The 25,504-nt window shown below is 46.4% G+C and carries 28 protein-coding genes; 21 read left to right on the top strand and 7 right to left on the bottom strand.

All coding sequences use genetic code 11. The features are described from left to right. Positions 1–448 precede the first annotated feature (448 nt). Positions 449–754, bottom strand: coding sequence for a DUF4834 family protein (locus QM717_RS00140; protein ID WP_415033604.1), 306 nt, complete (start codon positions 752–754; stop codon positions 449–451). A gap of 92 nt (positions 755–846) precedes the next feature. Between QM717_RS00140 and QM717_RS00135 the strand changes: the two genes are divergently transcribed. Together QM717_RS00135 and QM717_RS00130 are read left to right on the top strand one after the other, a co-directional pair. Then, positions 847–1,845: a transporter gene (locus QM717_RS00135; protein ID WP_415033602.1), complete on the top strand. Its 999-nt coding sequence runs from the start codon at positions 847–849 to the stop codon at positions 1,843–1,845. Positions 1,846–1,848: 3 nt separating this feature from the next. Continuing rightward, entirely contained in the window at positions 1,849–2,970 is a 1,122-nt protein-coding gene (locus QM717_RS00130) for a GTP cyclohydrolase (RefSeq protein ID WP_415033600.1), read from the top strand. A 54-nt stretch (positions 2,971–3,024) separates the two neighbouring features. Here QM717_RS00130 and QM717_RS00125 read toward each other — a convergent pair whose 3' ends face one another. The 4 genes from QM717_RS00125 to QM717_RS00110 all read right to left on the bottom strand — a co-directional run bounded on the left by QM717_RS00125 (position 3,025) and on the right by QM717_RS00110 (position 8,651). Beyond that, the gene (locus tag QM717_RS00125) at positions 3,025–3,492 is read right to left on the bottom strand and encodes a hypothetical protein (RefSeq protein ID WP_415033598.1); all 468 of its coding nucleotides are present in this window, start codon (positions 3,490–3,492) and stop codon (positions 3,025–3,027) included. Between the two features lie 111 nt (positions 3,493–3,603). After that, positions 3,604–4,746 (bottom strand): patatin-like phospholipase family protein, encoded by a 1,143-nt coding sequence (locus QM717_RS00120; protein WP_415033596.1) that lies wholly within the window; start codon positions 4,744–4,746, stop codon positions 3,604–3,606. 229 nt (positions 4,747–4,975) lie between these two features. Next, positions 4,976–5,737 carry a LytR/AlgR family response regulator transcription factor gene (locus QM717_RS00115; protein ID WP_415033594.1) on the bottom strand — a complete coding sequence of 254 codons (762 nt, stop codon included), beginning with the start codon at positions 5,735–5,737 and terminating at the stop codon, positions 4,976–4,978. A 1-nt stretch (position 5,738) separates the two neighbouring features. Then, positions 5,739–8,651, bottom strand: coding sequence for a sensor histidine kinase (locus QM717_RS00110; protein WP_415033592.1), 2,913 nt, complete (start codon positions 8,649–8,651; stop codon positions 5,739–5,741). Between the two features lie 159 nt (positions 8,652–8,810). Here QM717_RS00110 and QM717_RS00105 point away from each other — a divergent pair, with 159 nt between their 5' ends. The 15 genes from QM717_RS00105 (at position 8,811) to QM717_RS00035 (ending at position 20,189) form a co-directional block, all read left to right on the top strand. Beyond that, a complete protein-coding gene (locus tag QM717_RS00105) occupies positions 8,811–9,452 on the top strand; it encodes a hypothetical protein (RefSeq protein WP_415033590.1) in 642 nt (213 codons plus the stop codon). Then, positions 9,449–10,048, top strand: coding sequence for a hypothetical protein (locus QM717_RS00100; RefSeq protein WP_415033588.1), 600 nt, complete (start codon positions 9,449–9,451; stop codon positions 10,046–10,048). The genes QM717_RS00105 and QM717_RS00100 overlap by 4 nt, the downstream gene beginning before the upstream one ends. 1 nt (position 10,049) lies before the next feature. Next, positions 10,050–10,583: a hypothetical protein gene (locus QM717_RS00095; protein WP_415033586.1), complete on the top strand. Its 534-nt coding sequence runs from the start codon at positions 10,050–10,052 to the stop codon at positions 10,581–10,583. A 31-nt stretch (positions 10,584–10,614) separates the two neighbouring features. Continuing rightward, the gene (locus QM717_RS00090; RefSeq protein WP_415033584.1) at positions 10,615–11,514 is read left to right on the top strand and encodes a hypothetical protein; all 900 of its coding nucleotides are present in this window, start codon (positions 10,615–10,617) and stop codon (positions 11,512–11,514) included. Next, positions 11,502–11,981, top strand: a complete 480-nt coding sequence (locus QM717_RS00085; protein WP_415033582.1) for a hypothetical protein — start codon at positions 11,502–11,504, stop codon at positions 11,979–11,981. Before QM717_RS00090 ends, QM717_RS00085 begins: the two co-directional genes overlap by 13 nt. After that, on the top strand, positions 11,982–12,569 hold the full coding sequence (locus QM717_RS00080; RefSeq protein WP_415033580.1) for a hypothetical protein: 588 nt from the start codon (positions 11,982–11,984) through the stop codon (positions 12,567–12,569). Positions 12,570–12,752: 183 nt separating this feature from the next. Next, positions 12,753–13,490, top strand: coding sequence for a hypothetical protein (locus tag QM717_RS00075; RefSeq protein ID WP_415033578.1), 738 nt, complete (start codon positions 12,753–12,755; stop codon positions 13,488–13,490). Beyond that, a complete protein-coding gene (locus QM717_RS00070; protein ID WP_415033576.1) occupies positions 13,490–14,695 on the top strand; it encodes a hypothetical protein in 1,206 nt (401 codons plus the stop codon). The genes QM717_RS00075 and QM717_RS00070 overlap by 1 nt, the downstream gene beginning before the upstream one ends. A 2-nt stretch (positions 14,696–14,697) precedes the next feature. Further along, positions 14,698–15,129, top strand: a complete 432-nt coding sequence (locus tag QM717_RS00065; protein WP_415033574.1) for a hypothetical protein — start codon at positions 14,698–14,700, stop codon at positions 15,127–15,129. 2 nt (positions 15,130–15,131) lie between these two features. Beyond that, positions 15,132–16,229 (top strand): hypothetical protein, encoded by a 1,098-nt coding sequence (locus tag QM717_RS00060; protein WP_415033572.1) that lies wholly within the window; start codon positions 15,132–15,134, stop codon positions 16,227–16,229. Between the two features lie 13 nt (positions 16,230–16,242). Continuing rightward, positions 16,243–16,842, top strand: a complete 600-nt coding sequence (locus QM717_RS00055; protein WP_415033570.1) for a hypothetical protein — start codon at positions 16,243–16,245, stop codon at positions 16,840–16,842. Between the two features lie 91 nt (positions 16,843–16,933). Further along, complete coding sequence (locus QM717_RS00050) at positions 16,934–17,455, top strand: hypothetical protein (RefSeq protein WP_415033568.1); 522 nt, start codon at positions 16,934–16,936, stop codon at positions 17,453–17,455. Beyond that, positions 17,440–18,339, top strand: a complete 900-nt coding sequence (locus QM717_RS00045) for a hypothetical protein (RefSeq protein WP_415033567.1) — start codon at positions 17,440–17,442, stop codon at positions 18,337–18,339. Before QM717_RS00050 ends, QM717_RS00045 begins: the two co-directional genes overlap by 16 nt. 6 nt (positions 18,340–18,345) lie before the next feature. After that, entirely contained in the window at positions 18,346–19,266 is a 921-nt protein-coding gene (locus tag QM717_RS00040; protein ID WP_415033565.1) for a hypothetical protein, read from the top strand. 110 nt (positions 19,267–19,376) lie between these two features. Continuing rightward, entirely contained in the window at positions 19,377–20,189 is an 813-nt protein-coding gene (locus QM717_RS00035) for a hypothetical protein (RefSeq protein ID WP_415033563.1), read from the top strand. A 173-nt stretch (positions 20,190–20,362) separates the two neighbouring features. Here QM717_RS00035 and QM717_RS00030 read toward each other — a convergent pair whose 3' ends face one another. Beyond that, positions 20,363–20,935 (bottom strand): hypothetical protein, encoded by a 573-nt coding sequence (locus QM717_RS00030; RefSeq protein WP_415033561.1) that lies wholly within the window; start codon positions 20,933–20,935, stop codon positions 20,363–20,365. A gap of 168 nt (positions 20,936–21,103) precedes the next feature. Between QM717_RS00030 and QM717_RS00025 the strand changes: the two genes are divergently transcribed. The 4 genes from QM717_RS00025 to QM717_RS00010 all read left to right on the top strand — a co-directional run bounded on the left by QM717_RS00025 (position 21,104) and on the right by QM717_RS00010 (position 24,094). After that, the gene (locus QM717_RS00025; RefSeq protein ID WP_415033559.1) at positions 21,104–21,583 is read left to right on the top strand and encodes a hypothetical protein; all 480 of its coding nucleotides are present in this window, start codon (positions 21,104–21,106) and stop codon (positions 21,581–21,583) included. A 56-nt stretch (positions 21,584–21,639) separates the two neighbouring features. Further along, on the top strand, positions 21,640–22,236 hold the full coding sequence (locus tag QM717_RS00020; protein WP_415033557.1) for a hypothetical protein: 597 nt from the start codon (positions 21,640–21,642) through the stop codon (positions 22,234–22,236). 250 nt (positions 22,237–22,486) lie between these two features. Beyond that, the gene (locus QM717_RS00015; protein ID WP_415033555.1) at positions 22,487–22,930 is read left to right on the top strand and encodes a hypothetical protein; all 444 of its coding nucleotides are present in this window, start codon (positions 22,487–22,489) and stop codon (positions 22,928–22,930) included. 303 nt (positions 22,931–23,233) lie between these two features. Continuing rightward, on the top strand, positions 23,234–24,094 hold the full coding sequence (locus QM717_RS00010) for a hypothetical protein (RefSeq protein WP_415033553.1): 861 nt from the start codon (positions 23,234–23,236) through the stop codon (positions 24,092–24,094). A gap of 62 nt (positions 24,095–24,156) precedes the next feature. On the opposite strand, the gene QM717_RS00005 is transcribed toward QM717_RS00010, so the two are convergent. Then, on the bottom strand, positions 24,157–25,425 hold the full coding sequence (locus QM717_RS00005; protein ID WP_415033551.1) for an aminotransferase class I/II-fold pyridoxal phosphate-dependent enzyme: 1,269 nt from the start codon (positions 25,423–25,425) through the stop codon (positions 24,157–24,159). Positions 25,426–25,504: the final 79 nt, after the last annotated feature.

The following is a 25,504-nucleotide window of genomic DNA, read 5'->3' as shown; positions in this document are numbered from 1 at the left end:
TGGGCTTCAGGCATGAAATGTTGAATGAAACTAAATACTTCCGTGCAAAGCACCTATTGAGTCCGCGTTAGATTTGACCCGAGCGCAGCGAACTGGCGCAGCAAATTAAAAGGAGACTCGAGACCGCAGGTCGAATTGTCTGGAGCGATAGCGGAAGAAAAGCCCGGTGGGCTTCAGGTATGAAATGTTGAATGAAACTAAATACTTCCGTGCAAAGCACCTATTGAGTCCGCGTTAGGGATAGAGGCAAGCACCGCGTGCAGCCGATAGCCCGGTCCAGGGCCGAACGTAAAGAAACAGTCCAGTGGACTGTTTTAGTGAGGAGCCAGCAGGTGCATAGGCCGGCGTGAAAGGGAACGCCAAAAAAATGAGACAATTCGGCAATGAGAAAATTATCGAGACTGTAAAATTTGCAATTATCTAATTGACTAATTTTCTAATTGACCAATTATTTAATCTCCTCAAAGTCAATGTACTCACCCACTTTCTTGGTTTCGCGCGGCTTGTCGGACTTGGTATTGGTGTAGATGATCTCGTCGTTATTGGAAGTGCGGGTACTTTGGTAACTGCCCTGTTGGTATTGACGTTGCTGTTGCTCGAAATTCTCGGCGGCTTTCTCTACTGCCTTTTTGACCAGCACCGGAAAGAACAATCTTGCGAGAAATTTGAAGATATAATAAAACGCAACAATGTAGAATATGACTCTTAAAGTACCCGAAAATGATGCCTCGTGCATGGTGAATATTTTTTTCAAAATTAGTAAAACAGTCCGAATTGCGTCTTAAATAAATAATAAAATATAGTACATTTGAATTGCGTTATCATTTTCAAACTTAAACCTGATCTATGTCCAGAATCAAGCCTTTACTACTAACGTTACTTTTATTTTCCACGACTTTTATCCATGCGCAGTACACCGATGTGATCAATTCGAACCGCCCCGGCAAATCGATGGCGGCTTTCTCGGTAGGCAAAACAGTACTGCAGGCCGAACTCGGGATGGGGGTTTTCCGCGAGGAACACGACCTGACCAAATATAATGCAGAAGGCATCACGAGCGACCTGGCCTTGCGTTACGGCGCTTTTTTCGAACAACTCGAATTCATGGCCACGCTCGAATACCAGAACGAAGTCTACAAAAACCTCAATACGCTCAAATCGCGGCGCAATTCCGGTATCAGGGAGGTCACCATTGGAGCCAAATACCTCGTGTACGACCCGTGGAAGAATTACGAGCAGAAGCCCAACCTGTACAGTTGGAAAGCCAACCACAGTTTTAGCTGGCGGCAGTTGATTCCGGCCGTGGGCGTTTATGCTGCGGGGAATTTGTCGTTTGCCGATGGCAAATACGACCGCCCGACCTATCCCGACGAAAACAAATTCAGCCCGACTCTTGGGATCTTGACGCAGAACCAATTCGGCAGGTACGTTTTGGTCATGAACATCTTGGCCGACAAACTGGCCACGCAGCGCGAATCGTTTGACTACATCATCACGGTCACTTACGGATTCAATTCGAGATGGTCCGGGTTTATCGAACACCAGGGTTACATGAGCGATTTCTATTCGGATGCCGTATTCCGCGGCGGTGCCGCTTTCTTGCCGATGAAAAACGTGCAGATCGATGCGGCCATTGGCGCCAATGTCAAAAGCACACCATCGGTACTGACGGGAAACATCGGTATTTCATGGCGTTTCGATGAAATGTACAGCGAAGTATTCCTGCGCATCCCGAAAGAAAAAGGCAAAGAAACCAAGGAAGACAAAAAGAAAAAGAAGGAAAAAGACAAGGCCAAGAAACGTCTCGACGAAATAGAAAACAGCAGTCCGACACCATCCAACTAATTTATGATTACCATCACAGAAGCCAAGACCAAAAAGGAAATGAACGATTTTGTCCAATTCCCTTTTGGCTTGTATAAGGGCAATCCCTATTGGATTCCGCCCATCATCAACGAGGAACTCGAATCCTTTGACTCGTCGGTCAATCCGGCTTTCGAGCATGCGGAAGCGCATTTTTTTCTCGCCCGCAAAGAAGGAAAGATCGTAGGCCGTACGGCGGTCATCGTCAATTGGGCCGAAGTGAACCAATTGGGCAAACGCAAAGTGCGTTTTGGCTGGTTCGACGTCATCGACGACATCGAAGTGACCCGGGCCTTGCTCGAAAAAGCCCATGAAATGGCACGCAAGCACAACCTGGACAACATTGAAGGCCCGATGGGTTTTTCAAACCTCGACAAGGTGGGCGTGCTCACGGAGGGTTTCGATGAAATCGGCACGATGATCACTTGGTACAATTACCCGTATTACAAGGACCATTTCGAGCAATTGGGATTCGTCAAGGAAAAGGAATGGCTCGAAAGCCGATTCAAACTGCCCACCGACGAAATGATTGCGCCGATTCTCAAGGCGGATGCAATGATTCGCAGACGCTACAACCTCAAGGCCATCAATTTTACGAACACCAAGGACATCATGCCTTATGTAGACCGCATGTTTGAACTGTTCAACGAAACCTATGCGCGGCTCTCCTCGTTTGTGGCGGTTTCCGATACGCAGATCGCCTACTTCAAGAAGAAATACATCGGCATGATCAATCCCGAATACATCAAATTTGTCGAGGATGAAAATGGCAAGATGCTCGCGTTCTGTATCGTGATGCCGTCGCTTTCCGAAGCATTGCAAAAAACCAAAGGCAAGCTGTTCCCATTCGGGTTCCTGCATTTGCTGTGGGCCAAAAAACATACGAAGGAAGTCTTGTTCTACCTCATCGGCGTACAACCCGAATACCAGAACAAAGGGCTAACGGCGGTCATCATGGCCGAATATTACAAGAGCTTCAAGGCCAACGGCATCGAAACCTGCATCCGTACGCCTGAATTGGAAGAAAACAATTCGATCCAGAATTTGTGGAAGAATTTCAATCCGGTGATCCACAAACGCCGGCGCACCTATATCAAACACCTGTAAAAAAGAAAGCCTTTCCGGTTGTGGAGAGGCTTTCTTTTTTATTGGCTTGGACGTTTATTTATGGCATTCCGCCTTGGATAAAATCGTCTTGCTGTCGAATTTCAAATGCTTGGCGTCGACGAAAATCATCTTGCCGCCGCGTTCCTTCATTTGGCCATAGCCCTCGATGTAGGCATTGCCCTGTTTGAGGAAGGCCACTTCCCTGACCGACTGCTGGCCTTCGGATTGGAAAGTGTAATCGGCGAAAATCGTATCGCCCTTGATCTGGCCTTTGAGCGTGCCGTCGTTTTTGTCTTTTTCGAAAAGATGGTAACTGAGTTGGCCATCGGTGATTTCATTGTCCTTGATCACGAGTGTCATCGCAATGGTGTCTTCTTTGAGGATGCCCTTGTAGCATTCCTCGACGGCGGGTATTTCGGCTGCGATTTCTGGAGATTTCGGTGCTTCGGCTTCCTTTTTACAGGACAGGAGACCGAGCGCAGACATTCCCGAAATCAAAATCATTTTGGTAGATTGATTCATGATGATTGATTTTTTAGGATTTAAATGTAATCCTTTTTTTTATCCCTGCAAAAATCAATCTTGAGTTTTGTCTGCCAATGGGTATTCGATACATCCCAAATCCAATTTATTTTAAAGGATGCTGTGGATGTTCTGCGCGGCATAAGCTTTCCCGATCTCGAGCAGTTGGTCCATATTTTCAAAATAATCCATTTCCTTGAGCGAATCGACCTGCTGCTGGGTTACTTTAATCCCCAGCCCTTTGAGGTCATCGACGGTGAGCTTGACATTGTGTCTTTCGAACGTGAATAATTTGCATTCGTCCTTGATGACTTTATAGTTGCTCAAATCCCCATATTGGCTGTCGGTGATGTGTTTCGGGCCCGCATTGTGGCCTACCGTTTCCAAAATGACATGGTTCATCTCGAGCGCATCCACCATGAACAAATCGGACAATTTAGACGACCATTCGACCCCCCAACTCTTGAGCAGTTTGTTCACGTCCTCTTTCTTGACCCCGTTGCCTGTCCCGAGGCTGGTGATGTAGATCGCATCTTTGCCCGATTTCCAATCGAATCCGAAAGACGGAACGGTTACGGCCAGAAAGGCTTGCCAGGCCGGCGAATTGGCCAGGCTGAGTCCGCCGTCGATGTACACCGCATCGAGCGAAACGCCCTTGCTTGTTTTGGGATGCAGCAATTTGGGCATGAAATAATACGGGGCAGCCGAGGAGGCACGACACAATTCCCAGAGCTTGAAATGCGCGTTGGCTTTGGCGTAAGTGGCATTGGGATGGTTGCCGATTGTCCACAAACTATAAGTGTCCGCGCGTTTGGTATTGATGATCAACCCACATTTGATGTCGGTGTCGTTACTGATCAGGATGTCTTCCCCCAAATTGTCCTTGAGGTATTGCTCAATTTTTTTGGAGGAATAATTTTCTTTCAAAAATGCCCTTGAAATGGTCCATTTCCTTTTGAGTATTTTCATTCTTCTTCCCTTGCCAAAAATTTCCTTTCCCAGATCGAGGTAAAGTTGGGTGACTTCATCGACGGTTTTACCCAGGCTCAATGCCGAAGCGATGATGGCGCCCGTGCTCGTACCACTCATCACATCATAATAATCGCAGAGTTTGTCATACCCCTTGGCCTTGACCTGATTTTCGATTTCCTTGAGCATGCCCAGCGTAAGGATCCCACGGATTCCGCCGCCATCTAGTGCCAGTATCCGTTTGGTGTCTTCGCCCCTGTTGCGTTTTTCTGTTAAGCTTTTCATCGTATCTTCAATTTAAATGAAACTAAAAAAAACCGATAGCCCCTATGTGCAGTCGCTTCTGGCTAAAGCAGTACCGCATGTAGGAATTATCGGTTGGTGGTATTTTGTACAACCCAAATAAATGTATTTATTTCAACGCGGATGCCCATTTAATTTTCGACAAAATACCAAATAATTCGGTGATTAGCAGTCGCCTGGTTTTAAAGTAAGTTTTATCTAACAAAAGCTATTACTTGGCCTGCAGTTTTTCAAGCACTTCCTGTTTTTTCCTGCGCGACGCCTCAAAACAATTTCCGGTCACCATCTGGATGATGCACGGATCGCCCTTGCTGTAGGATTCGATGTGCGCCGTATTGAGCAGATACGTTTTGCTGATGCGTACAAAAGCCGAATCATCGCCAAAATAAGCCTCAAAATCCTTGAGGTATTTGGCCGTGACGTAAGTTTCTACACTTTTGGTAAAAATACGGCAGTAGCGGCCATCGGCTTCGATGTAGACCACTTCACCCGAGGGGATAAAGCGCACCTTGTCGCCGGCATGCACCGCAATTTTCTTTTCCTGTACATTGTCTTCCAGCCCGTGCAGCAAATTGATGACCTGCAGGCTGCTGCTTTGTTTCTTCCCGATGATCTTGATCGCCTTGGCCACCGCTTCGCGCAAATCGGCGATTTCGACGGGCTTGAGCAAATAATCGAGCGCGCTGAACTTGATCGCGTTGACCGCATACTGGTCGAAACTCGTCACGAAAATCACCTCGAACGGGATTTCGGCAAACCGCTTGAGCAACGAAAAACCGTTGGCCTTGGGCATCTGGATGTCGAGGAACACCAAATCGGGTTTTAATTCCACAATCGAGGCGTAAGCCGCTTCCGCGCTGTTGGCCTGACCGACAATTTCGATCTCTGAAAAATAATGCGAAAGCAACTTGGCCATCACTTCGCGGCTGTCTTTTTCATCGTCCACCAAAAGGACCTTGATTTTTTCGTTCATATCATTCGAAATTAGAAAGCGGAAGCCACAGCACCACCTGCGTTCCCGACGGCAGTCCCTGGGAATCGAATAGGTCGGTGACCGCCACATTGATCTGTTGGTTTTCGTATTGCTGGTTCACGATCATGATGCGCTGTTCGGTGATTTTCATCGCCACGGGTTGGTGCGTATTTTCCTTGCGGTATTGCTCGGACAATTGGCGTCCGATGCCGTTGTCGGTGATCTCGATACGCAGCAGTTCATTTTCTTTTGCAAACCGCAGGCTGATTTTTCCGCGCCGTTGGCCATCGAGGTTCATGAGTCCATGCCAGATCGCGTTCTCGAGATACGGTTGGATGATCATCGCCGGTACCATCGTCTCGAATTCGTCGACTTCATCCGAAATGACGCATTCAAAATCAAAACTGTCGCTGAAACGCAGTTGCTCGAGCTCGATGTACAATTTGATGGTTTCGAGTTCCTCGTGCAACGGCAACATCTGTTGCTGCGAATTGTGCAGCACCAAGCGGATGAGTTTGCTGAACTTGGCCAGATAAGTATAGGCTTCGGTTTCCTGTTTCTTGAGGATGTAATTCTGGATGCTGTTGATCGCATTGAAAATAAAATGCGGATTCATCTGCGCCTGCAAGGCCGTAAGCTGGCTGTCGGCGATGAGTTTGTTGATGCGCGTTTTCTCGGCTTCGCGCGCCTTGACCTTCTGTGTGATCTTGCGGATGATGCCGTACAGGATCAACAGCGAAATCAATAAAACAATCAGTAAAAACCAAAGTTCCTTCCAAAACGGTTTCCCGATTTCAAAATCGAAAACCACGGGCCGCGCGCTTTTCAATCCGTCGCTGTTGACCGCATAGACGACCAATTGGTATGGGCCTGGATCGAGGTTTTCCAAAATCACTTCATGGCCTTGCTGCTCGCGGAAAACTTTGTCGCGGCCTTTGAGCATTACGGACAATTTCGGTTCGCCTTTAAAAGCCAGCCGGTCAAAAATGAACCGCAGCGAATTTTGGTCGTAAGCGAGTTTGCGGTTTTTTATGACGCTTGCCTTTGCATCGTTGATCCATAGGGATTGCAAATAAATTTGAGGCGCATGAATATTGTGTGTCAGCACATCGGGCTGGAAAGTGCAAACGCCTTCTACGGTCGACAAAAAAATACGTTGCCCATTGACGGCCATTTTGTAAATTTCATTTGCCGGTAATCCGTGTGCCGTTTCGAAAATATCGGTTTTGAAACTGTCTTTTTGAGGCGAAAGCTTTACCAAACCTTCATTGGTTCCGAGCCAAATATCATTTTTGTAAGCCACGGCATCGAACACCATCAGCGATGGGATTTGAAGTTGACGGTTCATCGACGTTGCTGTTTTTCCGTCATACCGGTACAATCCGCCGCCTTTGGTGGTAATCCAAAAAACATTCCCCGTTTGCAGGATTTGCGTGACGATATGGATGATCCCTGGGATTTTGGTCACGATGCTGTCCTTGAGGTTCACGTCATACAATCCTTCGCTGCACCCCACAAGAAATTTATCCTTCGCATACGATTTGAGGCAACGCGAACGCGACGGGATCCTGACCAGCGGATTGACAAAGCCATGGTCGATGCGTCCAACGGCACCGGGAAAAGTCAGGTACAGCTCGTCATCCACCGGCTCCATTTTGATGGCGCCCATGTAAATCGAATTGGCTTTCGGAATAATCGTTATCGGATGAAAGTTGTTGTTGGTGCGCCCAATGATTTCTTGTCCGCAGAGGTACAAATTCCCTTTAAATTCAACAATATCGGAAAGACTTTCTTTGGAATAATACTTCACGGCTTGTTGCACAGGCAATCCGTTTTCAAACGTAAACATTTGGATGCCCCGCGACGCATAGACTTTAGGACCAATTGCTTTGAGCATATCCGCCGGGCGCGCCAAATCGGGAATGTTGAAATAATTGACGACATTTTTGTTCTTGCACAAGAACAATCCCTTTTCTAGCGAGGTGCACCAGATGTTTTTTTCGGCATCTTCCAAAATACCCGTAATCGAATAATCGCCAAGGCTTATGATCGGTGGTTCCGATAAATCGCCGTTCGGAAAATAATACAGCCCTTCCTTGAGCGTGCCCACCCAAAGTCCGCCGTCCCGATCGACATGCACCGACAAAATGCGTTGCGGCATTTCGCGAAAGTGGTAATTTTTATTTTTATGGCTGACGATCCAATTGGCCATCGAAAAAGCACCATATTGGCCCGGATTGCTGCAAATATTGCGCGGATAAGGTACGAGCGTATTTCGGGGAACTTTGATGGTTTCTACTGTTTTCCCATCATTGATGTTGAGCGTGAGCGGATCATTTTCGGTGGCCCTGACCGTCTTGAAATCGGCGCTGTGCAAAGCGCTGAGCGGAATGAATTGGCTGCCGTTTTTGAGCAATGAAAACGACATGCTCAACTTTTTGGGGATTTCGGTAACGCGGTTCGTTTTCAGGTTGGCGACAAAGGTCTGGCTGATGAAGTTGATGTAAAGTTGGTCCCCGATAAAATGCAGCGCATGTACCGTGCCCATTGGCTCGAGCATTTCGGCCAGCGCTTTTGAAAAAGGCGCCTCGCGCAAAATTCCGTTTTCACAAATCAGGATACGGCCTTTGCTCGTGGCCAGCCAAAGCCGTCCTTTCGGATTTTCGGCCACCGAATACACCGCCCCTTCGGGCAATCCGTTCTTGCGGTCGAAGACTTTCAAATTGACGCCATCGTAGCGGCAAAAACCCTGCTCCGTACTGAACCAGATGTAGCCCTTGCCATCCTGCATGATGTTGTAGGTTTCCTGCGAAGGCAAATGCAATTGCTGTCCGAGGTTTTCGAATTGCAACTGCTGGCCAAGAACAAATTGGCACAACAAAAGCAACGGTACAAAGAAAGGGCGCAAACGCATGGGCAGACATTTGGAACAAAAATACACATCCCGATGTTTCCCTGCCAATAATAAACTTAAATGTGCGAAAAACGTTATAAACGGCAACGAACGAAACAGCCAATCGTATACATTTGGAAACCATCCGAAAACCATTAAATTGCGCCAAAAAATAAACCGATGACTTTCAAGCAACGATACGAAAACCTCAAAAAAGAACTGCTCGATGCGGGCGCCACGATTGAATACGAAGATGCCGGAATGGCCATGACCGAAGGCATGCGCGACTATTACCGCGACGATGAAAATTTTTCGATCCCGGACGATTTATTTGAATTGTTCGCTTCGATCGACGGACTCGATTTCCGCTGGAGTCTCGCAACCGAGGCGGGAAACCTGTCCGGTTTTTTCCAGTTGCATTCACTTGAAAGCCTGCTCGACAATGAAACCGAGGACAAACTCTACGCCGACTGGTACGAGGAAGATGACATCGAAACCATCAAGAAACACCGCATCTTTGAATCGTTCGAGGGCATGGATTATTACACGACGATTTTATTCGACCAGGGCAATGATTATGCGCTGTATTATGTGCCCGATGACGGCGTAAACCATGGCGGTTCAAAGGAATTGCCGAAACTTCCGCTCACGATTGCGCAATACGTCGAATTGATTTTTGCGTATTACGGCACTTATGATTTCCGCCACCATTTGCATGAGCCGGAATTTTATGGGCATCCTGAAAAATTTGTTCCGCAATACGATTTGCTCAAGAAAACTTTTCCGAATTTCAATCCGCCACAATTCAATCCATTCCAATGAAAACAATCGAAGAAGTCCAACAGTTTATTTCTGATTATGCCGATGCGTTGTACTTGGCCAAAATCGGACTGCACGACCATGACATTACTTACGAACAGCACAAACAAAACATAGCTCATCTGCAAACGTTTTATGCGCCGTTCCAACGTTATGGACAAACCACGCATTTTCTTGAGCGGTTTACCGACATGGATTCGCGGGAAGAAAGCGAGAAGAAACTCAAGAAAATATTAAAGAAGAAAATTTTCCTGATCCGAAAATACGAAGGGGCGATGTTCGCCAAGGGAATTACGGCCGACAACGATATCATTTTCTGCTGTTTCCTGGATTCCGACCATGTGCTTATAGACGATACGATCTATCATACCAATGTGGCGGTAGGATTCTGCAACGGCGAACTGTGTATCCTGAGCAAAAGATTGTTGGATTCTGACATGCTGCACCAACACAATCAGTTGGTTTGGACGTATCATTCCAATTCGAGGGAAGTGGAAGATGATATCTGGATTAAGGACAACGGCAAATGGGTTGAAACGCTACGCATCAACGAACCTGAAATACCACTCTGGATTACCGATTACCACCGAGAATATTAAAATGGATACCACACTTCAACAAAGAATCGAAAAGGCACTCGCGGCTTTTCCCGCCAAAGGAAGAATACACTGGCAGGTCGATTATGAACCGTTGTCAATCGACACATTTGAAGAAAAAGTCAAAGCAATTTTTACAAACTATTTCGACGCCGATTATGTCGAACAAAATTTCGCTTTGCCCGAAGATTTCAGGATTTTCCTGATGCTTTGCCCCGCGCCGTTGCAAATCCCGCACGAATGGGAAGTGTTGTATGATGCACAGAAAATCCTGGACCATCTCCCCGATTATTACAATTGGTACGACCAAAAATTGTTGTGGCGCAGGAAGCACAACGAAAACCAAAAGTCTGATACGATGTGGCTGCATTTTGCCTCGTGGTCGGACAAGCACGACTATTTGATCGGCTGCGACCGTTCGTCGAAAACATTCGGGAAAGTCTACGATGCCTACGACGACCATCCGTGGATGGAAGATTCCGAACTGCTCAACCGACGCAAAAGTAAATCGTTCGTAAAATTTTTAGAAAAGTGGTAAAATGAAAAAATACGTTCCTTTATTTGCAATAATGATACTGACCTTTTTTGAAAGTTGCAGCCCATCGATTCCTGCCGAAAATCCCAAGCAATCGGTATATTTGTTCAAGGACAAGGACGGTTTGTATGAATATGATTTCCAGACTGCCAAGGAAAAACTGATTTACAAATGCCAGGATTTCCAGATTTTTCTGGATGAGCCGTATACCTTGAAAAATGACACGCTCACGTTTGGTATCGTTGGCCAACAGGGCACTTCTTCAGAATCGAAAGGATTGTATTACCACGACTATTATGTGTCGGTCGATTTGAAAACGGGTAAAAGCCGCGTGTCGCGCGAAGTCAAATACGAAGCGCTCGAATGGGAAAAAACGCTCAACATCAAAGTATGCGACATCGACCTGGAATTCCGCCAGAAAGTGGTTTCGGATACGACGATGCCTTACCTTGGCTACACTTATTCTTATCGCGGACTCAAGTTTAACAAGCCTAACTTTTATTCGGAGCACCGCATCGGGCACCAAATTGCCTATTCGCTCGACGGCAGCCTTAATTACATGACCGATGTCGACGGCGTCCAATCGGATATCTTGCTGCCAAATCCATCGTTCGATCCGCGATTCGGTGGCGGCAACCTGCAACCGCAGCTCGATCCGACGGGCAGCTATGTGTTGTACACTTTCGTGCCGGTATTTCAGAAAGAACCCGCTTCGCTGCGCAAAATCGGTTTGAAAGACAAAAAGGTTGAAATCGTTAAGGAAGGTATTTTTGCCCATCCGGTGATTTCAGCCGATGGAAAGTTCGTCCTTTTCGGCAGGGATTCCGAAGAAAACAAATTGGAAGCCTGGGAAAGCGACATTTATATTTTAGATTTGACAACCAAACAAGAAACGAAAATTGCCAAGGCTGGACTCGCACAATGGAAAAAATAACGATCGACTTGAAGGATTTTTTGCTGACCGGAAATTTCGGTCCGGTCGTTATTGGCATGACCAAAGATGACGTGATCCATTGGCTGGGCGATCCGGGTCAAGTCCATGATTTTAAAAGTGGAAGCGCCGTCCTATTTTATAACGGTTTCGAGTTGTTTTATTCAACCGATGACGACCAATTGTACGCGATCCAAAACGACAACCTGTATTATCTGTTTGAGGAAAACGCGCCGTATCCCATCAATGAAAAAGTGTCGGTCGATACTTCGTTTCTGCATTTCGGCAAACCGCTGACTTTGGGAAATTTGAAGGACTATTTGGCGCAACAACAGATCGATTTTGAAATCGTCCACAAGGACGAATACGATGAAATCGTTTTGGAAAGCGGTGTCAAATTCGACTTTGAAAACCGCGGCAGCAAACCCGATGCCTGTCTTTTAAACGGCATCCGCTATTTTAAATATTAGATGAAAAACTATTGGTTCCTTATCGGGTTAATGTTTGTTTTCGGTTGCCAGCAGTCGAAAAAAATCGACAATAAAAACCCAACCGTATCAACCGCCAAAGATTCGTTGCTCGCGGCACAGACCGATACGATTGCACTGGGTGACCTCAACAACGATAAAATTGCCGATACCGCTTTCATCTACACCCCGCCGACGATGGCTTCGTTTGATGCGAAAGGTAAGATTCAATACCAATTCGGTTGTTTGGACAACCACTGCTTCAACCGCATTGCTTTTTCGTGCAAACTCCCTGAAATCACTTCTGAAAACAGCGTCTGGGGCCGGATCGAAAACGCGGGTGACCTCAACAATGACGGGATTTCCGAACTGTTGTTCGTGCCCGGATGGTTCACGAGTTCGATGGCGCATTTGTTCCTGTACAGTTTGCAAAACGGAAAATGGGAAACCGTGGCCAAAGTCGATTACCGCAACAACGATGGGCCTTTGCTTCCGAATTTGATCCAATCCGACGGGAAATATTATTTGCGTGGCGTCGATTTTTCGGATGACGATGCGCCGTACCAAACCGAAATCCATTTTAAGAAATAACCCACATGAAGTTTAACAAAAAGTACAGAAATACTGTATCGCAATCTGAGGATTGTTTGCTAGGGATAAACCCTATTCCCCTGCCCTATTAATAGCAAAATACGATTTCCCAAAATACTGCCCTTCTAGAAAAACTGTACTTTTTCTTAAATTTCAAATTCCAACACCCTAAAAAAACAAACCATGCTCGACCTCCAAAAATTTGAACAACTGGCCGAAACACTCAATGCGCAGATGGACCCAAAATTCCGGAAAGCCAGTTTTTACACCGCCGATGATTTCGCGGCCGTCCGAAAACAAATGACACAGTGGATGGAAAAGGCCGAAACCGTTTTGGGCCAACCGATGCCACAGGATTTCAAGGACTATTTCATCCGCAATGTGCGGTGTTCGGCAAACGAGAATTTCAGTTGGCGCAGCAAACTCAACGACCTGTCGGGACTGTTCGATAAATTCAAGCCCAACCATCCCGAGCTCAATGCAAACAACCCCGAAGTCGTCCATAAAACCGCCAAGAAATACGCATTCTATGAACAAACCTGGCTCGAGGAATATTCCCAGGACCAACACGGCTGGGACGCATTCAACTTGTTGTCGCGCCTGAAAGAATTGCTTTTCTTTACCGGAAGCGGCCAGCACATCCTCGTCGATTTTTACGATGCCGAACAACCGTATCGCTTCTATTTTTACGACGGTTCGATGTTTCTGGCGCCGCTTGATCTCGATCTCGAGACATTTTTAACGTATTACATTCATTTCGACCACTACCATCATTGGTATGTGGCGTTTATGAAACCCGCAGATTTCCAACAATCGGGTTCAAGTGACCTCATCGACAGACTCAAAGCTGATTACGGCCAATTCGAAGCCTACGCCGAGCCCATCGCCGCACTCGAAAAAAGAATCGCAACGCTACAATAATGAAAAAATTCCTTTTCCTCCTACTGTTGTTTCCAATGGCCGCGCTTTCGCAGACACCGCGCAAACTCGCATTTGACGGCTACAATCTGCGTGTAAAATCAGTAGCCAAAGACGGAAAAGGAAATTTCCTGTTTGCCACGACGGTGCTTTTGCAAAAAGTCGCCGGGAAAGATTCGATTTCGGATAAGGAAAAATACGACACTGCGATTCTGCTGCTGACCGATGAAAACCTCAACGTCAAGATGCATTGGAAAAACAACCATTTCTTCGCCTCCAAAGTCCTGTACGATCCAGCGCAGGATGTCTTTTGGATCGGCGGTTCGCAAAAGGAATACCGACCGGAACGCCCCGATTTGTTCGGTGCGTGGCAGATGGCCTTGTACCGCGTGGATGCGAACAATAAAACCCATCCGCTGTTTCCGATCGAAACCGACTACAGTTGCCACCTGAGCGATGTATGGCTCGACGGAAAAAAGTTTGTCGTCAGCGCAATCAAAGACAACGGCCAACGTTTCGAAAAAAGATTGGAAACTGCCGTGGTCTTTGAATTTTCCGCCACGCAAATGCACCAAACCAAATTCCAGCCGACTTTCAAAACACCGGTTCTAATCAGTGAAACGGCAGCAACCACTTCGGCTTGCCATACCGAATTGACTTCGGCAACCTTGGACAATGGCATTTTGTATTTCGGCGCGACGACTTTTCCGTTTGGGCAAGGCACGACCGAGGCGATGCGTTTGTACCAATTCAAAAACGGCAAACTGACCTCGGAAAATTTCGAACCCTATTTCAAAAATAAATATTGGTTCAACCTCACGAATTTCGCCTTAACCAAAGACCGAAACTATTGGTTTGCCTATAACACCGCACCCGACGAGAAATTCTTCATGCTCGAAAAAACCGATGTGTATTTGCAAACCGTCTCGAAAATCGAAGTGCCCGATTGGCAATATCCCGATTTCTATAATGAACTCGTCCAAATGCCCGACGGAAAAATCGTGGCGGCCGGAGCGAACAAAGACAAAAATTGGAGCTACTTCGTGTACGATAAGGACGGAAAACTGTTACAGGAAATCGACACCAAAATGCCCATCGAATGGCTGATTTCAGCAACGACCGCGATTTCCCCAACCGAATTCATCGGTACTTTTTCGCAGCTCAAAAAACCGATGCCTACACAAATTTTATGGCTTAAAACCGATTGACCATGGACGGACTCAACCACCTCAAATTCAGAAAAAGCGAACCCGAAGTTTTTGCCGCGATCAACGAACGTTTCGGCAGTTTCGAGCAATTGTACATGAAATTGTTCGAACTCAACTATAAAGTGTATCAATTGACCAAGCAAATTCCCGACGAGTATGAATATTGGCGTACCGAATTCCACGAACGCATTTACCAGGAACTCGAACCCGAAAAAGACGCCGAATTCCTCGCGCTGATGAACGAATTCCAGATCATCCAAAACAAACTCGAGCAATGCGAAATCATGGGCGCCGAACCGATTGCCGACATCGGGCGTGACTTCGACAACATCATGGTACGCAAAAAGAAAAAGGATTTCCTGAACTGGATGAACCGCAACGGCAGCGATTTCCCGAACCTGATCGAATGGATTGACAACCTCAAAAAGCAATAATCATGGAGCAGACCAAAGTATTTGACGCCTACGATTATTTTGAAGGCATCGACGATTTCAAGCAATTCATTTCGAAAAAAGGCGAAGTTCGGTACAAAAACGAATCGGCCTGGATGCCGTGGGAATTCGATTTTTGGATCAACTGGTTCAAGATGCCCGCCGACGGCCGGTTGCTTTTTTATTTTTCGCATGTTTATGCCGAAGATTTGATCGTATGCGAATTTTATCCCGAGGACCAATCGATTGCCACCATTTTCACCGCTGATGTCAATGTGATTTCGGACGAGTATTTTTACCGTCAGGACGTACACATTTGCAACGATGGCACATTGTTTTTGACCGGAAAGACCAGCACTACAATCCATGAAACCTACCGCTATCATGTGTTGCATTTTGCCGCCGACGGCACATTGCTAGGAAAGTTCGACCAAACCGACCGCAACTTTACCGCGATTCCGTATGCGTTTTCACCCAAGTTGCAGACCATTTTCATTTGGAACAACCAAACCCTGGAAGTGTTGCGCTACAATCTCGAAAACCATCAGTTCGAGCCGCTATTTGTGTTTACCAAATATGTCGACGCGCTCACGGTAAACGACCAGCATCTGGTAATCGCAGCGTATAAAGATGTGGCAATTGTTGCGCTCGACGATGTAAAAGAGGTGCAACTCTATCCGCTCGAACGCGATGTCGACGAGTATCCGCCCATTGCACTTTCATTTCACAACAATGTGCTGACGACGGTGCAACCGTATTGCGATCGCGATTCGGATATACAGGGCAGTTGGATGGACAGTTGGTGGGGCGGTGTGTTCCAATATGAACTCAAGGATGGGAAATTCGAAGACGGCAAAGAATACCTGTTCGGGGAAAAAGGCGGTTTCAAGGACGCGGAGTTGGCCATCATTGATGTCAAGCGCGACCGCATCATTTTGTTTGATTGGGCACGCGAACGGTATTTTTCGATTATGCAATCGATGGAAGCGCCGGTCGCCTACAAATGGGGAAAGATCGGCAAAGGTTGCAGCATGATGGGCATTCGTCCCGACGGTACGCTCTGGGTAGGCAATCATACCGAACTGAGTCGGATTGTAATTTGAATTTTATTTGATTATGAAACCATTTGACGCCCGAAAAGGTAAAAAATTGTCCCACGACATTACCGCCGATTTACGGTTTTTTGGGTATTACATCGGAAACGAAACCTTGCTATTGCCGAGCGAGCAAGACATGACTTTCGTTTACGAACAATCGGAGGCACTCGGACATCTTTTCGGCATCAAGTTGTTTGGTTCGTATGAGGCCGATGGAAACCATAGGGAACAAACCACAACAGACAATCCGATTTTGGAATACGCCAAGAGCCACAACCAAAAACCGATGCTTCCCTTTAGCATCAAAGAAATCCGCGAAAGCAAAAACTGGCGCGCGGTGATCACGCGATTCATGCTCGATCTCGGCAACCGTAAACTCGACACCATTCCGCTCAAAGATTACCAATCTGATTACGCAGACGAAGTCATCGATTACGGCAACAGTATGGAAATGCTGACGGCCATTTTCTGCAACGTGCTCCGCATGGACAACGAAAACAATGTCATCAATGAAGATTGGGCCCGACACCGCGCCAGTCAATACATTCGCTCTTTTAAAGATGAATCCTATGCCGCAAAACCGAGGTTCAAAACATGGGAAACGTGGCTTTGGCTGTGACCGAACTTTTGTGCCAAAAATGTTGTGAATGGTATCGGCTGAAAAAGTCATTTCGATAGCTTTGCGAAAACCCAAAAACCAACTTAAAACCATGAGCAACCATTACAAACTGAGCTGCACCAAGATCGACGGTAATACCGTTACGCTCCACATCGACAAATTGCGCGACGACATTCCCGATATTTCCGATGACGGTGGACTCGAGCAATATTGCCTCGGCTATCTCGTCGAACTCCACCAATTCATCCAATCGGAAAACGCTTTCCCTGAAGTCAACAATGCCAACCATCCGATGGCCGCAGCACTTGAAGATTGGCATTGGATGAAACGCGGCCGCAAGATCATCGAAGCCGAAGGTTATCCCGATGTGCAAAAATACGAGGGCGAAAAAGTGACGAATATTTTCCGTTTCGGCGGACAGACGATGCTATTGCTGCGCCCGAAATACCAAGAATTTTGGGAAGAATCGGCCAAACATTTTAAAGTCGTATCTTTCACGAAAGAAAAACCACATACGATGGTGTTCGAAGTGCTCACGCCCGGACTTTTGCATCCGTTGCGCGAAGGCATGCAATGGGAATCGAACGCATACAACATGTGGCATTTTGCCTAAAAATAATAACTATCCAATGGAAAAAGAACAATTGCAACCGATTCTCGAAAGCGCTCGAATCATTCGATCTCGACAGAATCAACGAAGCCCTGCAACAGGCCGAAAAATCCCCTGAATTGAAGCAACGCCTCGGGAAGCGTTACCTCAAACTCATCCAAAATTTACTCAACAACGAAGACGCGACTTTGGCCGATTTCCCGAGCGTTTTCGGCACCGAAGACCGCATCGAGAAAACGCGCGACGATGTGTTTGTAGACGACGACAAGAAAATGGAGTTCGTCTATTTTTCGCATGACGAATCGAAGGACGCCGTTGACATCATCGGTTCGATCGTGGCCAATCACATCAACCCGCAGGAATACATCGATTTTTGTGCGACGACGAGCGAACTCAATGAAGTCGGCAAGTCTTTGTTCCCAATGATCGAGGCGTTAAAAAATGGCATCCACGAGGAAGTCGACGTACATCCTTCGGGTTGGTACGGCGAAATCTGCATCCACATGATGAAAGGCATTTTGTACAACATCGGCGAATTCGTCATCAGTAAATCATGGATCAAGAAGGCGAACATGTCGAAGGTCTTGAAGGAATTCAATTTCTTCCTTGCCGCTGCGGCCACCGAAGATTACATGTTCATCGAATTCCGCAACATCATGGACAAGGCGTTCGATTTCACCGAAATCCTGTGGATCTCGCCCAACACGCCGCTGCTGTTCTACCCTGCCGACCACGACGAAACCTGGCCGAAATGCGTGCTGCCATACAACCGCATGGTGCGCATGATCAAGTTCAAGGAATTTTACGAGCCGGACGGTTCGATCAATGTGGGCAATATGATCGCGCGCGACGGTCTGCAAGAAATTAATTCGGAAGATTTAAATTAATTATTTATGGAACTTTTTATCGATTCTACTGTCGAAGAATTAACTACACAAGCAGACATCCTGCAAAATGTCCTGAACGAAAACAACGCCGACAAACGGTATTGGCTGGAAGCCTTGTTGCCCGCGCTCGACGACAAAAAAAATCCGTACAAAAACCTCCCCAACGACAAGAGAAACGAAAAGCAAGCCCAGTGGATGGAAATCTACCAAAATAAGTACCGCCGGCTAAAAGACAACCTGCTCAAAAAAATATTGGATTCCTACCTGGCAGATGGCCTCGACGATGCCACTTACCAATCCATCAAGCATCTGTTGAAGATCTACGTCGAAAAATATACCGGCCCGGTTGCTTATAAAGCTGGTCTGATCATGGCCAAATACGGGCTAACCGAAATGGTTTTGCCTTGGATTGCCAAGCTTAACGATAATGACGAATATGTGGTCTATGAATCCTTTTCGAAATTGCACCGCATCGAATACCAGGGCGGCTTTTCCGAGGCAATCGTCGCACAGCTCGTCGCGGCGATGAAAGAAGGATTGTCGCGCAGGTTCATCAATTTCAAACCTTATTATCCCATATTCGCGTTGATGGAAAACCTGTCGGCACAACATCCCGAGGCCGTTTCGCAACTGCAGGACGAACTGGTCCCAGTGCTCGATTTGAAGCGTATGGATGCACGCGATTACGGCGCATCGGTATTCCGGATGCAGAAAGCCTGGCCGCACATCAAGCCGTTTTGGACCACTGAAAATACCGGCGCATTGTTGGACAATCTCATTGCCGTTACCCGAAAAGAACCTTTTCATTATGTCTACGACAATGTTTTTTCGACCTTGAAAGTCATCGGTGCCGACGAGCCGAAAGCACAGGAAACCATCGAATGGTTTGCAGAAAAAGTAGCCAAAGCGATGAAAAAAGGGCGGTAAAAATCGGTTGCATTAAAAGACCGCTCCAAACGAAGCGCGTTTTATCATTTTATCTGAATATGAATCAGCCAGACGACCTTATGCCCGCACCAAAAATTCCATTGGAACTATTGGAAAGACTGGATTCTGGATTTGAAAAAATCCTTTCAGAATTGTCGGTTTTGATGACCGATGAAATGCTGCGCAAGATTGCCGCGGCCGATTACGGTTATGGCGAGGAAGGCAATTTTAAAATTCTGAAAGGAATCGCAACTTCCCAACAACTACCATCAATGGTCGATTTTGGCGTGACCGAATGCCTCGAATTGACGCGCTGGATTTTACCTGCCAACCGCGAGGAACATTTGGTGTGCGCCTTCAGTTCGGCCTTGTTGCTGATCCTGCAAGAAGTTTCCGATCATGAAACCATCGGCGACCAAAATGCCGAATTGGCCACATTGATTGAAAGCCTAACTGTACTCGAAATCGCCACTGAATCTGCGCAGGAATTGATTATTTGGCGCATTGTATCCGATTACAAAAAAGAGCTGGCGTTGTATTTGGCCGATGAAGAAGACCGCTATTGCATTGACGAAATTACGGTGAATGCCTTTTTTATCCATGCGTTGCTGCTGCTTCTCGTTTACAACAAAGCCGATGAAAAGGACATCGGCCTTGTCGTCGACTGGAGCATCGATATGGAAAAGGACGCCAAAAACCTCGCGCCATTTTACAATCCAAACCGAGAATCTTCGATGACGTCAGCAGATCGGGAAGCAACTTTTTTATTGGGTACAACCCATTTTAACCAAAGCCATGAGATTTGGAAAACAGTCACGAAACAAATGATCGATTGGAAAAAATGGATCATATCAGCAAACATCCATAAAAAATTGGAGGCTATCATCGATTGTGTCATCCATGAAAAGCCGATGAAATTTTAAATGCAACTACTTCATTTGGAGTGGTTTTTTGGCTTTATGGAATATTTGTCAAACCACTTGTCAACCTCTACTTACATCGTCCGCATGGTGCGCAAGGGCATCCGGCCTTAAACAAACGAACCGCCCATCGAGGCGTTTTTAATGCTGTTGTACCCCAACAAATCCAACATGGATCAGGATTTTTTATCGATGTCGTTGATGATCCGCCCATAACATCCGAAAATCAACTGGCGAGAAGGCTTGGAGCTCACGCCTGCATGTTCGTCATATCTTCCATGAACTCTTTGGGAATAAACAATGACACCTTGGTTCAAATCGTAGATTTCCAACTGCACCACGCCATAGGTCATGTTCTTGATGTAGTAAGTGCTCTCAATGAGGTCTTTGTCCGAGTGAACCCTTTGGTCGGCGCATTTGATGTTGATGTAGTAATCGTAATTCGTTCCTTTTTTCAAATCGGCCATGACCGACTTGCTCGGATTTAAAGGCACGGTTTGCGACAACAAAAGTGATTTCTGGTCGAGCGAATTCACGATCCTGCCCTGCAGGTGTTGGGCGAAATCGGCCATGACCATTTTGGTGAATTCGGCCTTGTAATTGCCGTCCATGTGGATATCGCCGAGTAGCCATTTGCCGTTCGAGAAATCGACGCCCGAGGTTTGATGCGTAAATTCTTTGGTGTAAAACGCGCTTCCGCAAGAAGCGACGAGCAACGAGGCCGCAGCCATAAAAATCATTTTTTTCATAGTAGGTTCAGTCGATTTTGCCGCGAAAATAGACAAATAAATGGCTTATTCCACCGCCTTTGCACGGTGCCTACATCGATTTTTTGGGTGTTGTTTGAGGATTCGCAGCCGATTAATGCTTACCTTGGGCAATCAAAAGCCGCGCTTAACCTTGTAAACCAAAATGATATGGAAGCCAAATCGACCAACCGGAGAACCTTTCAACTCTTGGAAAATGAACAAATACTGGGCGAACTGGCCTATGAAAATTTGCTTTTCCTCAAGGCAACGATCACATTGGGCGATGCCACGCCTTACGAGATCAAACCCGTGGGTCTGTTTGGAACCAGCATCACCGTAACCCAAAACAAAACCGAAATAGCCAATCTGCAAATGAATTGGCGTGGGCAAATTGTATTTGCTTTTCCCAACAAGCAGCAGTTGGTCCTCAAACCCAAAGGGCTGCTGAACAACAGTTATGTGATTGAAAACAGCGAGAAGGAAATCCTTTTTCAGTTCCATCCGCGGTTCAATTGGAGCAAATTCAATTGCCATTTCGACATCACGCATTACAAGGAACCCGAGGAGCTTTTGGTTGTTTTGCTGGGGGTTTATGCTTCCAACTACCTCATCGCCGCGATGGCGGGGACAACAGCAGGCATGGCCTGACACCGCCTTTGAAAGACTGACGAATCCTTTTACCAATACCAAACCACTAACCCATCATGACCGTAAAACCCAATGATTTCTTTTTCGGATTGGTCGAATTCCTGGCCTTTATCGTTCCTGGGATGCTGCTCTTTGCGACGCTTCCCAAAATTGTCTACGCCGAAGTGCCCGACTATCTTACCATCATCGGCAACGACCAGATCAGCTCTTTTGGCTGGGTGTGTTTTGTGTTGCTTTCGTATATCTACGGACATTTCATCCACCACATCAGCGCCTTGCTTTTGAATCCGGTATACAACAAGACGGTGTTTGCCCGCAAGAAAAAGAAACACCTGCATTTTATCGAGGACGCCGAGAAGTCCATCGCCAAAGAATTGCCCGAACATACCGACATTTTAAGGATTGCCGATGCCTACCTGCGCAGCAAGCAGCCTTCGTTGGTAAGCGAATTGGAAAAATACGAGGCCAATTCGAAACTGTTCCGTTCGCTGTGCCTGCTCTGCGTGTATTTGTGTTTCTACCCCAATTTGGAAATGGCGGGAAAAATAACACTCATCGTCCTTTCGCTGTTGTGCTTTTCGAAATTTGCCAACCAAAGATGGACGCATCGACTGGTGGTTTATGAATACTTTATGATATTGCACAAACGATGAAAAATACGAAACGGCCATTAACCGCTGCGCCGTCTGGCTAGAGTAAAAATACTTGTCAGAATTTACACAAACATCTGTAAGTCAACAAAATATACTGATTAAATTAATATCAAAGCCATTGTAGATTCTGCATTTTTTATATATTTGATTGGCTGGTATGATACTGCTCCACGAGTTTAGTCTAAAAACCAATTTCGCCAGTTGGCTTTTATACAACCCACCAGTTTCTAACGATTAAAACCAAACAAAAATGGAAAATTCAAAGGATTTCCTTTGGGCCATGTACCAAGAGCACATCGCCCAAGGCAAGCAGCATGAAATGGAGCGAACCAACGTAGCCAACTTCCTCATTGTGGTAACTGGCGGAATTTTGGCATTCCTGGCCGAAGGCGGGGTAGCCAAAGAAGAATGCCCGTTGGCCTATTTCCTGATCATCATCGGGATTTTTGGCTGTGTTTTTACCATCAAGCAATATGAAAAGTTCCGGTTCCATATGGAAGTGGCCTCGGCCTACCGAAAACGACTCGAAGGCAAACTCGATGACGATTTGTACGGCATCCGCCAATCCGGGAAAGACCAACACAACACCAAGTTTTTCTGGATCATCCGTAAATTTCCATTGCATTATTTTTGGGCCTTTTTGCATTTGCTTTTGGCCGGTTTGGGATTGGTCTTGGTCTACATGTCCCGATAATACAGCCTTTATTTAGTGTAGTAAGCCCAAACCCGTTACCAACCCGGTCGGTAAAGGCTTTGCAGATGCATCAACTTGCCATTCGCAAAGCATTTCCGGCCCACCCCCCACATTCCCGATATGAAAAAAGTAATTATACTGTTGCTGATTGTATTGTACTGCGCGGTTAGTTTTGCGCAACAATGCAAACAATGTACTGCGCGTTGCAGCAATTGCAAACAAGATTCGATAACTGTAACGATTGCAAATTGCAATAACCAAATTTCCATAGACCCCAATTCAATCGCTAAAATAGAGGCCAAATTGAAAGAAAAGGAAAGCATCGACTACACCAAGTGGATTTCGCTGTTGATTAACTTTGTGGGACTTCCGTTGCTGTTCCTCAATTTCAGGAGAACCGGAAGATTCAAAAACTTCGATTTCCTGAGCGAGGTTGACAAGCAATTGATAGCGACCCCTCAACTGTGGCGAATCTATGACACCAAAGCAGTAAAACTCGACTCCCAGCCCATCCTTAATCTTGACGGCCATTCCAAAATGTCCATAAAGGGAATCGAAAATATTTTGTTTAAAAATGAAATCACGGTGACCGGCGAAGCAGATGAAACGGTGATCAAGAGCGAAAAAGATTTTATCATTGACGGAGAAAAACAGAAGGTTTTCTTCCTAAAAAAAGGAATAAGCGTTATTATAACTCCGGCCCAAGACAACGAACAGGCTTTACAGATCGACGGCGCCGTAGACTTATCGAACTGTACGAGTCTGGTCATTGAAGCTCCTTTGGATAAAGAGATCAACGACAAAGTAGAAGCTTTCTGCTACTATAAATTGAACAATTTTGAGAGCGTGTTCAAGAATTTTGGCTACTTCAAACAAGGGCCGGTATTTGAGAGCTGGGAACGCTACCTCATTGAAACGCTGATTACATCCAAACCTTTCAGAAAAGTAGTCGGCAAGGCACTTAAACGGGATTATTTGAGCGAAGAATTCTCCAATCGGCTTGAGAAATACCAAAAAATAAGCGAGGCACTCAAGGAAAGCCATCGAAATTTTGAAAATGATAACATCGATAAAGCGGCTTACAAAAAAATATACCAGCAACAACTTAAGAAGCATCTCCCGAAAAGGTACTTTTGGCAAAAGAAAAAAACACAAAATAGCTAAAAATAAAAAAACCGCCTCCTCAAGAAGCGGTTTCTTTTATTTCAAAATCAGCGTTGTGCCGATTATTTTTCCTCGCTCATGTCCACGGTTTTCTCCGAAGCGATCTTGAGATACGTTCCGTTGGTCAATTTCTCGCGTACCGCCTCGAAAGCATCCAGGGTTTCCTCGATGTCGCGCAAAGTATGCGAAGCCGTCGGGATCATGCGCAAAAGAATGATGCCTTTCGGGATCACCGGATACACGACAATCGACAGGAAGATGTGGTAATTCTCGCGCAAATCATTCACGAGCATCATCGCTTCCGGGATGGAACCGTTCAGGTAAACCGGCGTCACGCAAGTGTTGGTATCGCCAATGTCAAAGCCTCTCGACTTCAAGCCGTTTTGCAACGCATCGACGTTTTCCCACAACTTGTTCTTGAGTTCCGGCATCGAACGCAGCATTTCGAGACGTTTGAGCGCACCGATCGTAAAGATCATCGGCAACGATTTGGCGAACATCTGCGAACGCAAATTGTATTTCAAATAATCGATCACGTCCTTGTCTCCCGCGATAAACGCCCCGATCGAAGCCATCGATTTGGCAAAGGTCGAAAAGTACACGTCGATTCCATCCTGGCAGCCCTGCTCCTCGCCTGCCCCGGCACCGGTTTTACCCAGCGTACCGAAACCGTGCGCATCGTCCACGAGCAAACGGAAGTTGTATTTTTTCTTTAATTCAACGATTTCTTTCAATTTGCCCTGCTGTCCGCGCATCCCGAAAACGCCTTCGGTGATGAGCAAAATCCCACCGCCGTTTTCCTCGGCCATTTTGGTGGCGCGCTGCAGGTTCTTTTCGATGCTTTCCACATCGTTGTGTTTGTATGTGAAACGCTTGCCCATGTGCAAACGAACCCCGTCGATGATACAGGCGTGCGAATCCACATCGTATACAATCACGTCGTTTTTCGTGACCAAAGCGTCAATCGTAGACACCATGCCCTGATACCCGAAATTGAGCAAATACGCCGATTCTTTCTGTACGAAAGCCGCGAGTTCATTCTGCAATTGTTCGTGCAAAGTCGTGTGGCCGCTCATCATACGCGCGCCCATCGGATAGGCTGCGCCATATTCGGCTGCCGCTTCTGCATCTACCTTACGCACTTCGGGATGGTTGGCCAAACCGAGGTAATCGTTGATGCTCCAGTTCAAAATCTCCTTGCCGTGGAATTGCATCCTCGGGCCCAAATCGCCTTCGAGTTTCGGAAACACATAATATCCTTCGGCCTGTGATGCCCATTTGCCCAACGGGCCTTTATTGCTTTGTATTCTTTCGAATAAATCTTTAACCATGATGTTGTTGCCTTAGTTAGTTGCGGCTTTTCGGTCGCAAAAATAAAGATTTAATAATGATTTTTAGAATGGTTTGCGA

The sequence above is a fragment of the Flavobacterium sp. genome, from assembly GCF_047602195.1.
In the GTDB taxonomy this organism is placed as follows: Bacteria; Bacteroidota; Bacteroidia; order Flavobacteriales; family Flavobacteriaceae; genus Flavobacterium.
Note: the sequence above shows the minus strand (reverse complement) of the source record. Positions and strands in the feature narration are given on the sequence as shown.

What these genes read in the sequence shown, in the direction of transcription:
- QM717_RS00135 (WP_415033602.1), top strand. Translation starts at nt 847, where the DNA reads ATGTCCAGAATCAAGCCTTTACTACTAACGTTACTTTTATTTTCCACG.
- QM717_RS00130 (WP_415033600.1), top strand. Translation starts at nt 1,849, where the DNA reads ATGATTACCATCACAGAAGCCAAGACCAAAAAGGAAATGAACGATTTT.
- QM717_RS00125 (WP_415033598.1), bottom strand. Translation starts at nt 3,492, where the DNA reads ATGAATCAATCTACCAAAATGATTTTGATTTCGGGAATGTCTGCGCTC.
- QM717_RS00120 (WP_415033596.1), bottom strand. Translation starts at nt 4,746, where the DNA reads ATGAAAAGCTTAACAGAAAAACGCAACAGGGGCGAAGACACCAAACGG.
- QM717_RS00115 (WP_415033594.1), bottom strand. Translation starts at nt 5,737, where the DNA reads ATGAACGAAAAAATCAAGGTCCTTTTGGTGGACGATGAAAAAGACAGC.
- QM717_RS00110 (WP_415033592.1), bottom strand. Translation starts at nt 8,651, where the DNA reads ATGCGTTTGCGCCCTTTCTTTGTACCGTTGCTTTTGTTGTGCCAATTT.
- QM717_RS00105 (WP_415033590.1), top strand. Translation starts at nt 8,811, where the DNA reads ATGACTTTCAAGCAACGATACGAAAACCTCAAAAAAGAACTGCTCGAT.
- QM717_RS00100 (WP_415033588.1), top strand. Translation starts at nt 9,449, where the DNA reads ATGAAAACAATCGAAGAAGTCCAACAGTTTATTTCTGATTATGCCGAT.
- QM717_RS00095 (WP_415033586.1), top strand. Translation starts at nt 10,050, where the DNA reads ATGGATACCACACTTCAACAAAGAATCGAAAAGGCACTCGCGGCTTTT.
- QM717_RS00090 (WP_415033584.1), top strand. Translation starts at nt 10,615, where the DNA reads ATGATACTGACCTTTTTTGAAAGTTGCAGCCCATCGATTCCTGCCGAA.
- QM717_RS00085 (WP_415033582.1), top strand. Translation starts at nt 11,502, where the DNA reads ATGGAAAAAATAACGATCGACTTGAAGGATTTTTTGCTGACCGGAAAT.
- QM717_RS00080 (WP_415033580.1), top strand. Translation starts at nt 11,982, where the DNA reads ATGAAAAACTATTGGTTCCTTATCGGGTTAATGTTTGTTTTCGGTTGC.
- QM717_RS00075 (WP_415033578.1), top strand. Translation starts at nt 12,753, where the DNA reads ATGCTCGACCTCCAAAAATTTGAACAACTGGCCGAAACACTCAATGCG.
- QM717_RS00070 (WP_415033576.1), top strand. Translation starts at nt 13,490, where the DNA reads ATGAAAAAATTCCTTTTCCTCCTACTGTTGTTTCCAATGGCCGCGCTT.
- QM717_RS00065 (WP_415033574.1), top strand. Translation starts at nt 14,698, where the DNA reads ATGGACGGACTCAACCACCTCAAATTCAGAAAAAGCGAACCCGAAGTT.
- QM717_RS00060 (WP_415033572.1), top strand. Translation starts at nt 15,132, where the DNA reads ATGGAGCAGACCAAAGTATTTGACGCCTACGATTATTTTGAAGGCATC.
- QM717_RS00055 (WP_415033570.1), top strand. Translation starts at nt 16,243, where the DNA reads ATGAAACCATTTGACGCCCGAAAAGGTAAAAAATTGTCCCACGACATT.
- QM717_RS00050 (WP_415033568.1), top strand. Translation starts at nt 16,934, where the DNA reads ATGAGCAACCATTACAAACTGAGCTGCACCAAGATCGACGGTAATACC.
- QM717_RS00040 (WP_415033565.1), top strand. Translation starts at nt 18,346, where the DNA reads ATGGAACTTTTTATCGATTCTACTGTCGAAGAATTAACTACACAAGCA.
- QM717_RS00030 (WP_415033561.1), bottom strand. Translation starts at nt 20,935, where the DNA reads ATGAAAAAAATGATTTTTATGGCTGCGGCCTCGTTGCTCGTCGCTTCT.
- QM717_RS00025 (WP_415033559.1), top strand. Translation starts at nt 21,104, where the DNA reads ATGGAAGCCAAATCGACCAACCGGAGAACCTTTCAACTCTTGGAAAAT.
- QM717_RS00020 (WP_415033557.1), top strand. Translation starts at nt 21,640, where the DNA reads ATGACCGTAAAACCCAATGATTTCTTTTTCGGATTGGTCGAATTCCTG.
- QM717_RS00015 (WP_415033555.1), top strand. Translation starts at nt 22,487, where the DNA reads ATGGAAAATTCAAAGGATTTCCTTTGGGCCATGTACCAAGAGCACATC.
- QM717_RS00005 (WP_415033551.1), bottom strand. Translation starts at nt 25,425, where the DNA reads ATGGTTAAAGATTTATTCGAAAGAATACAAAGCAATAAAGGCCCGTTG.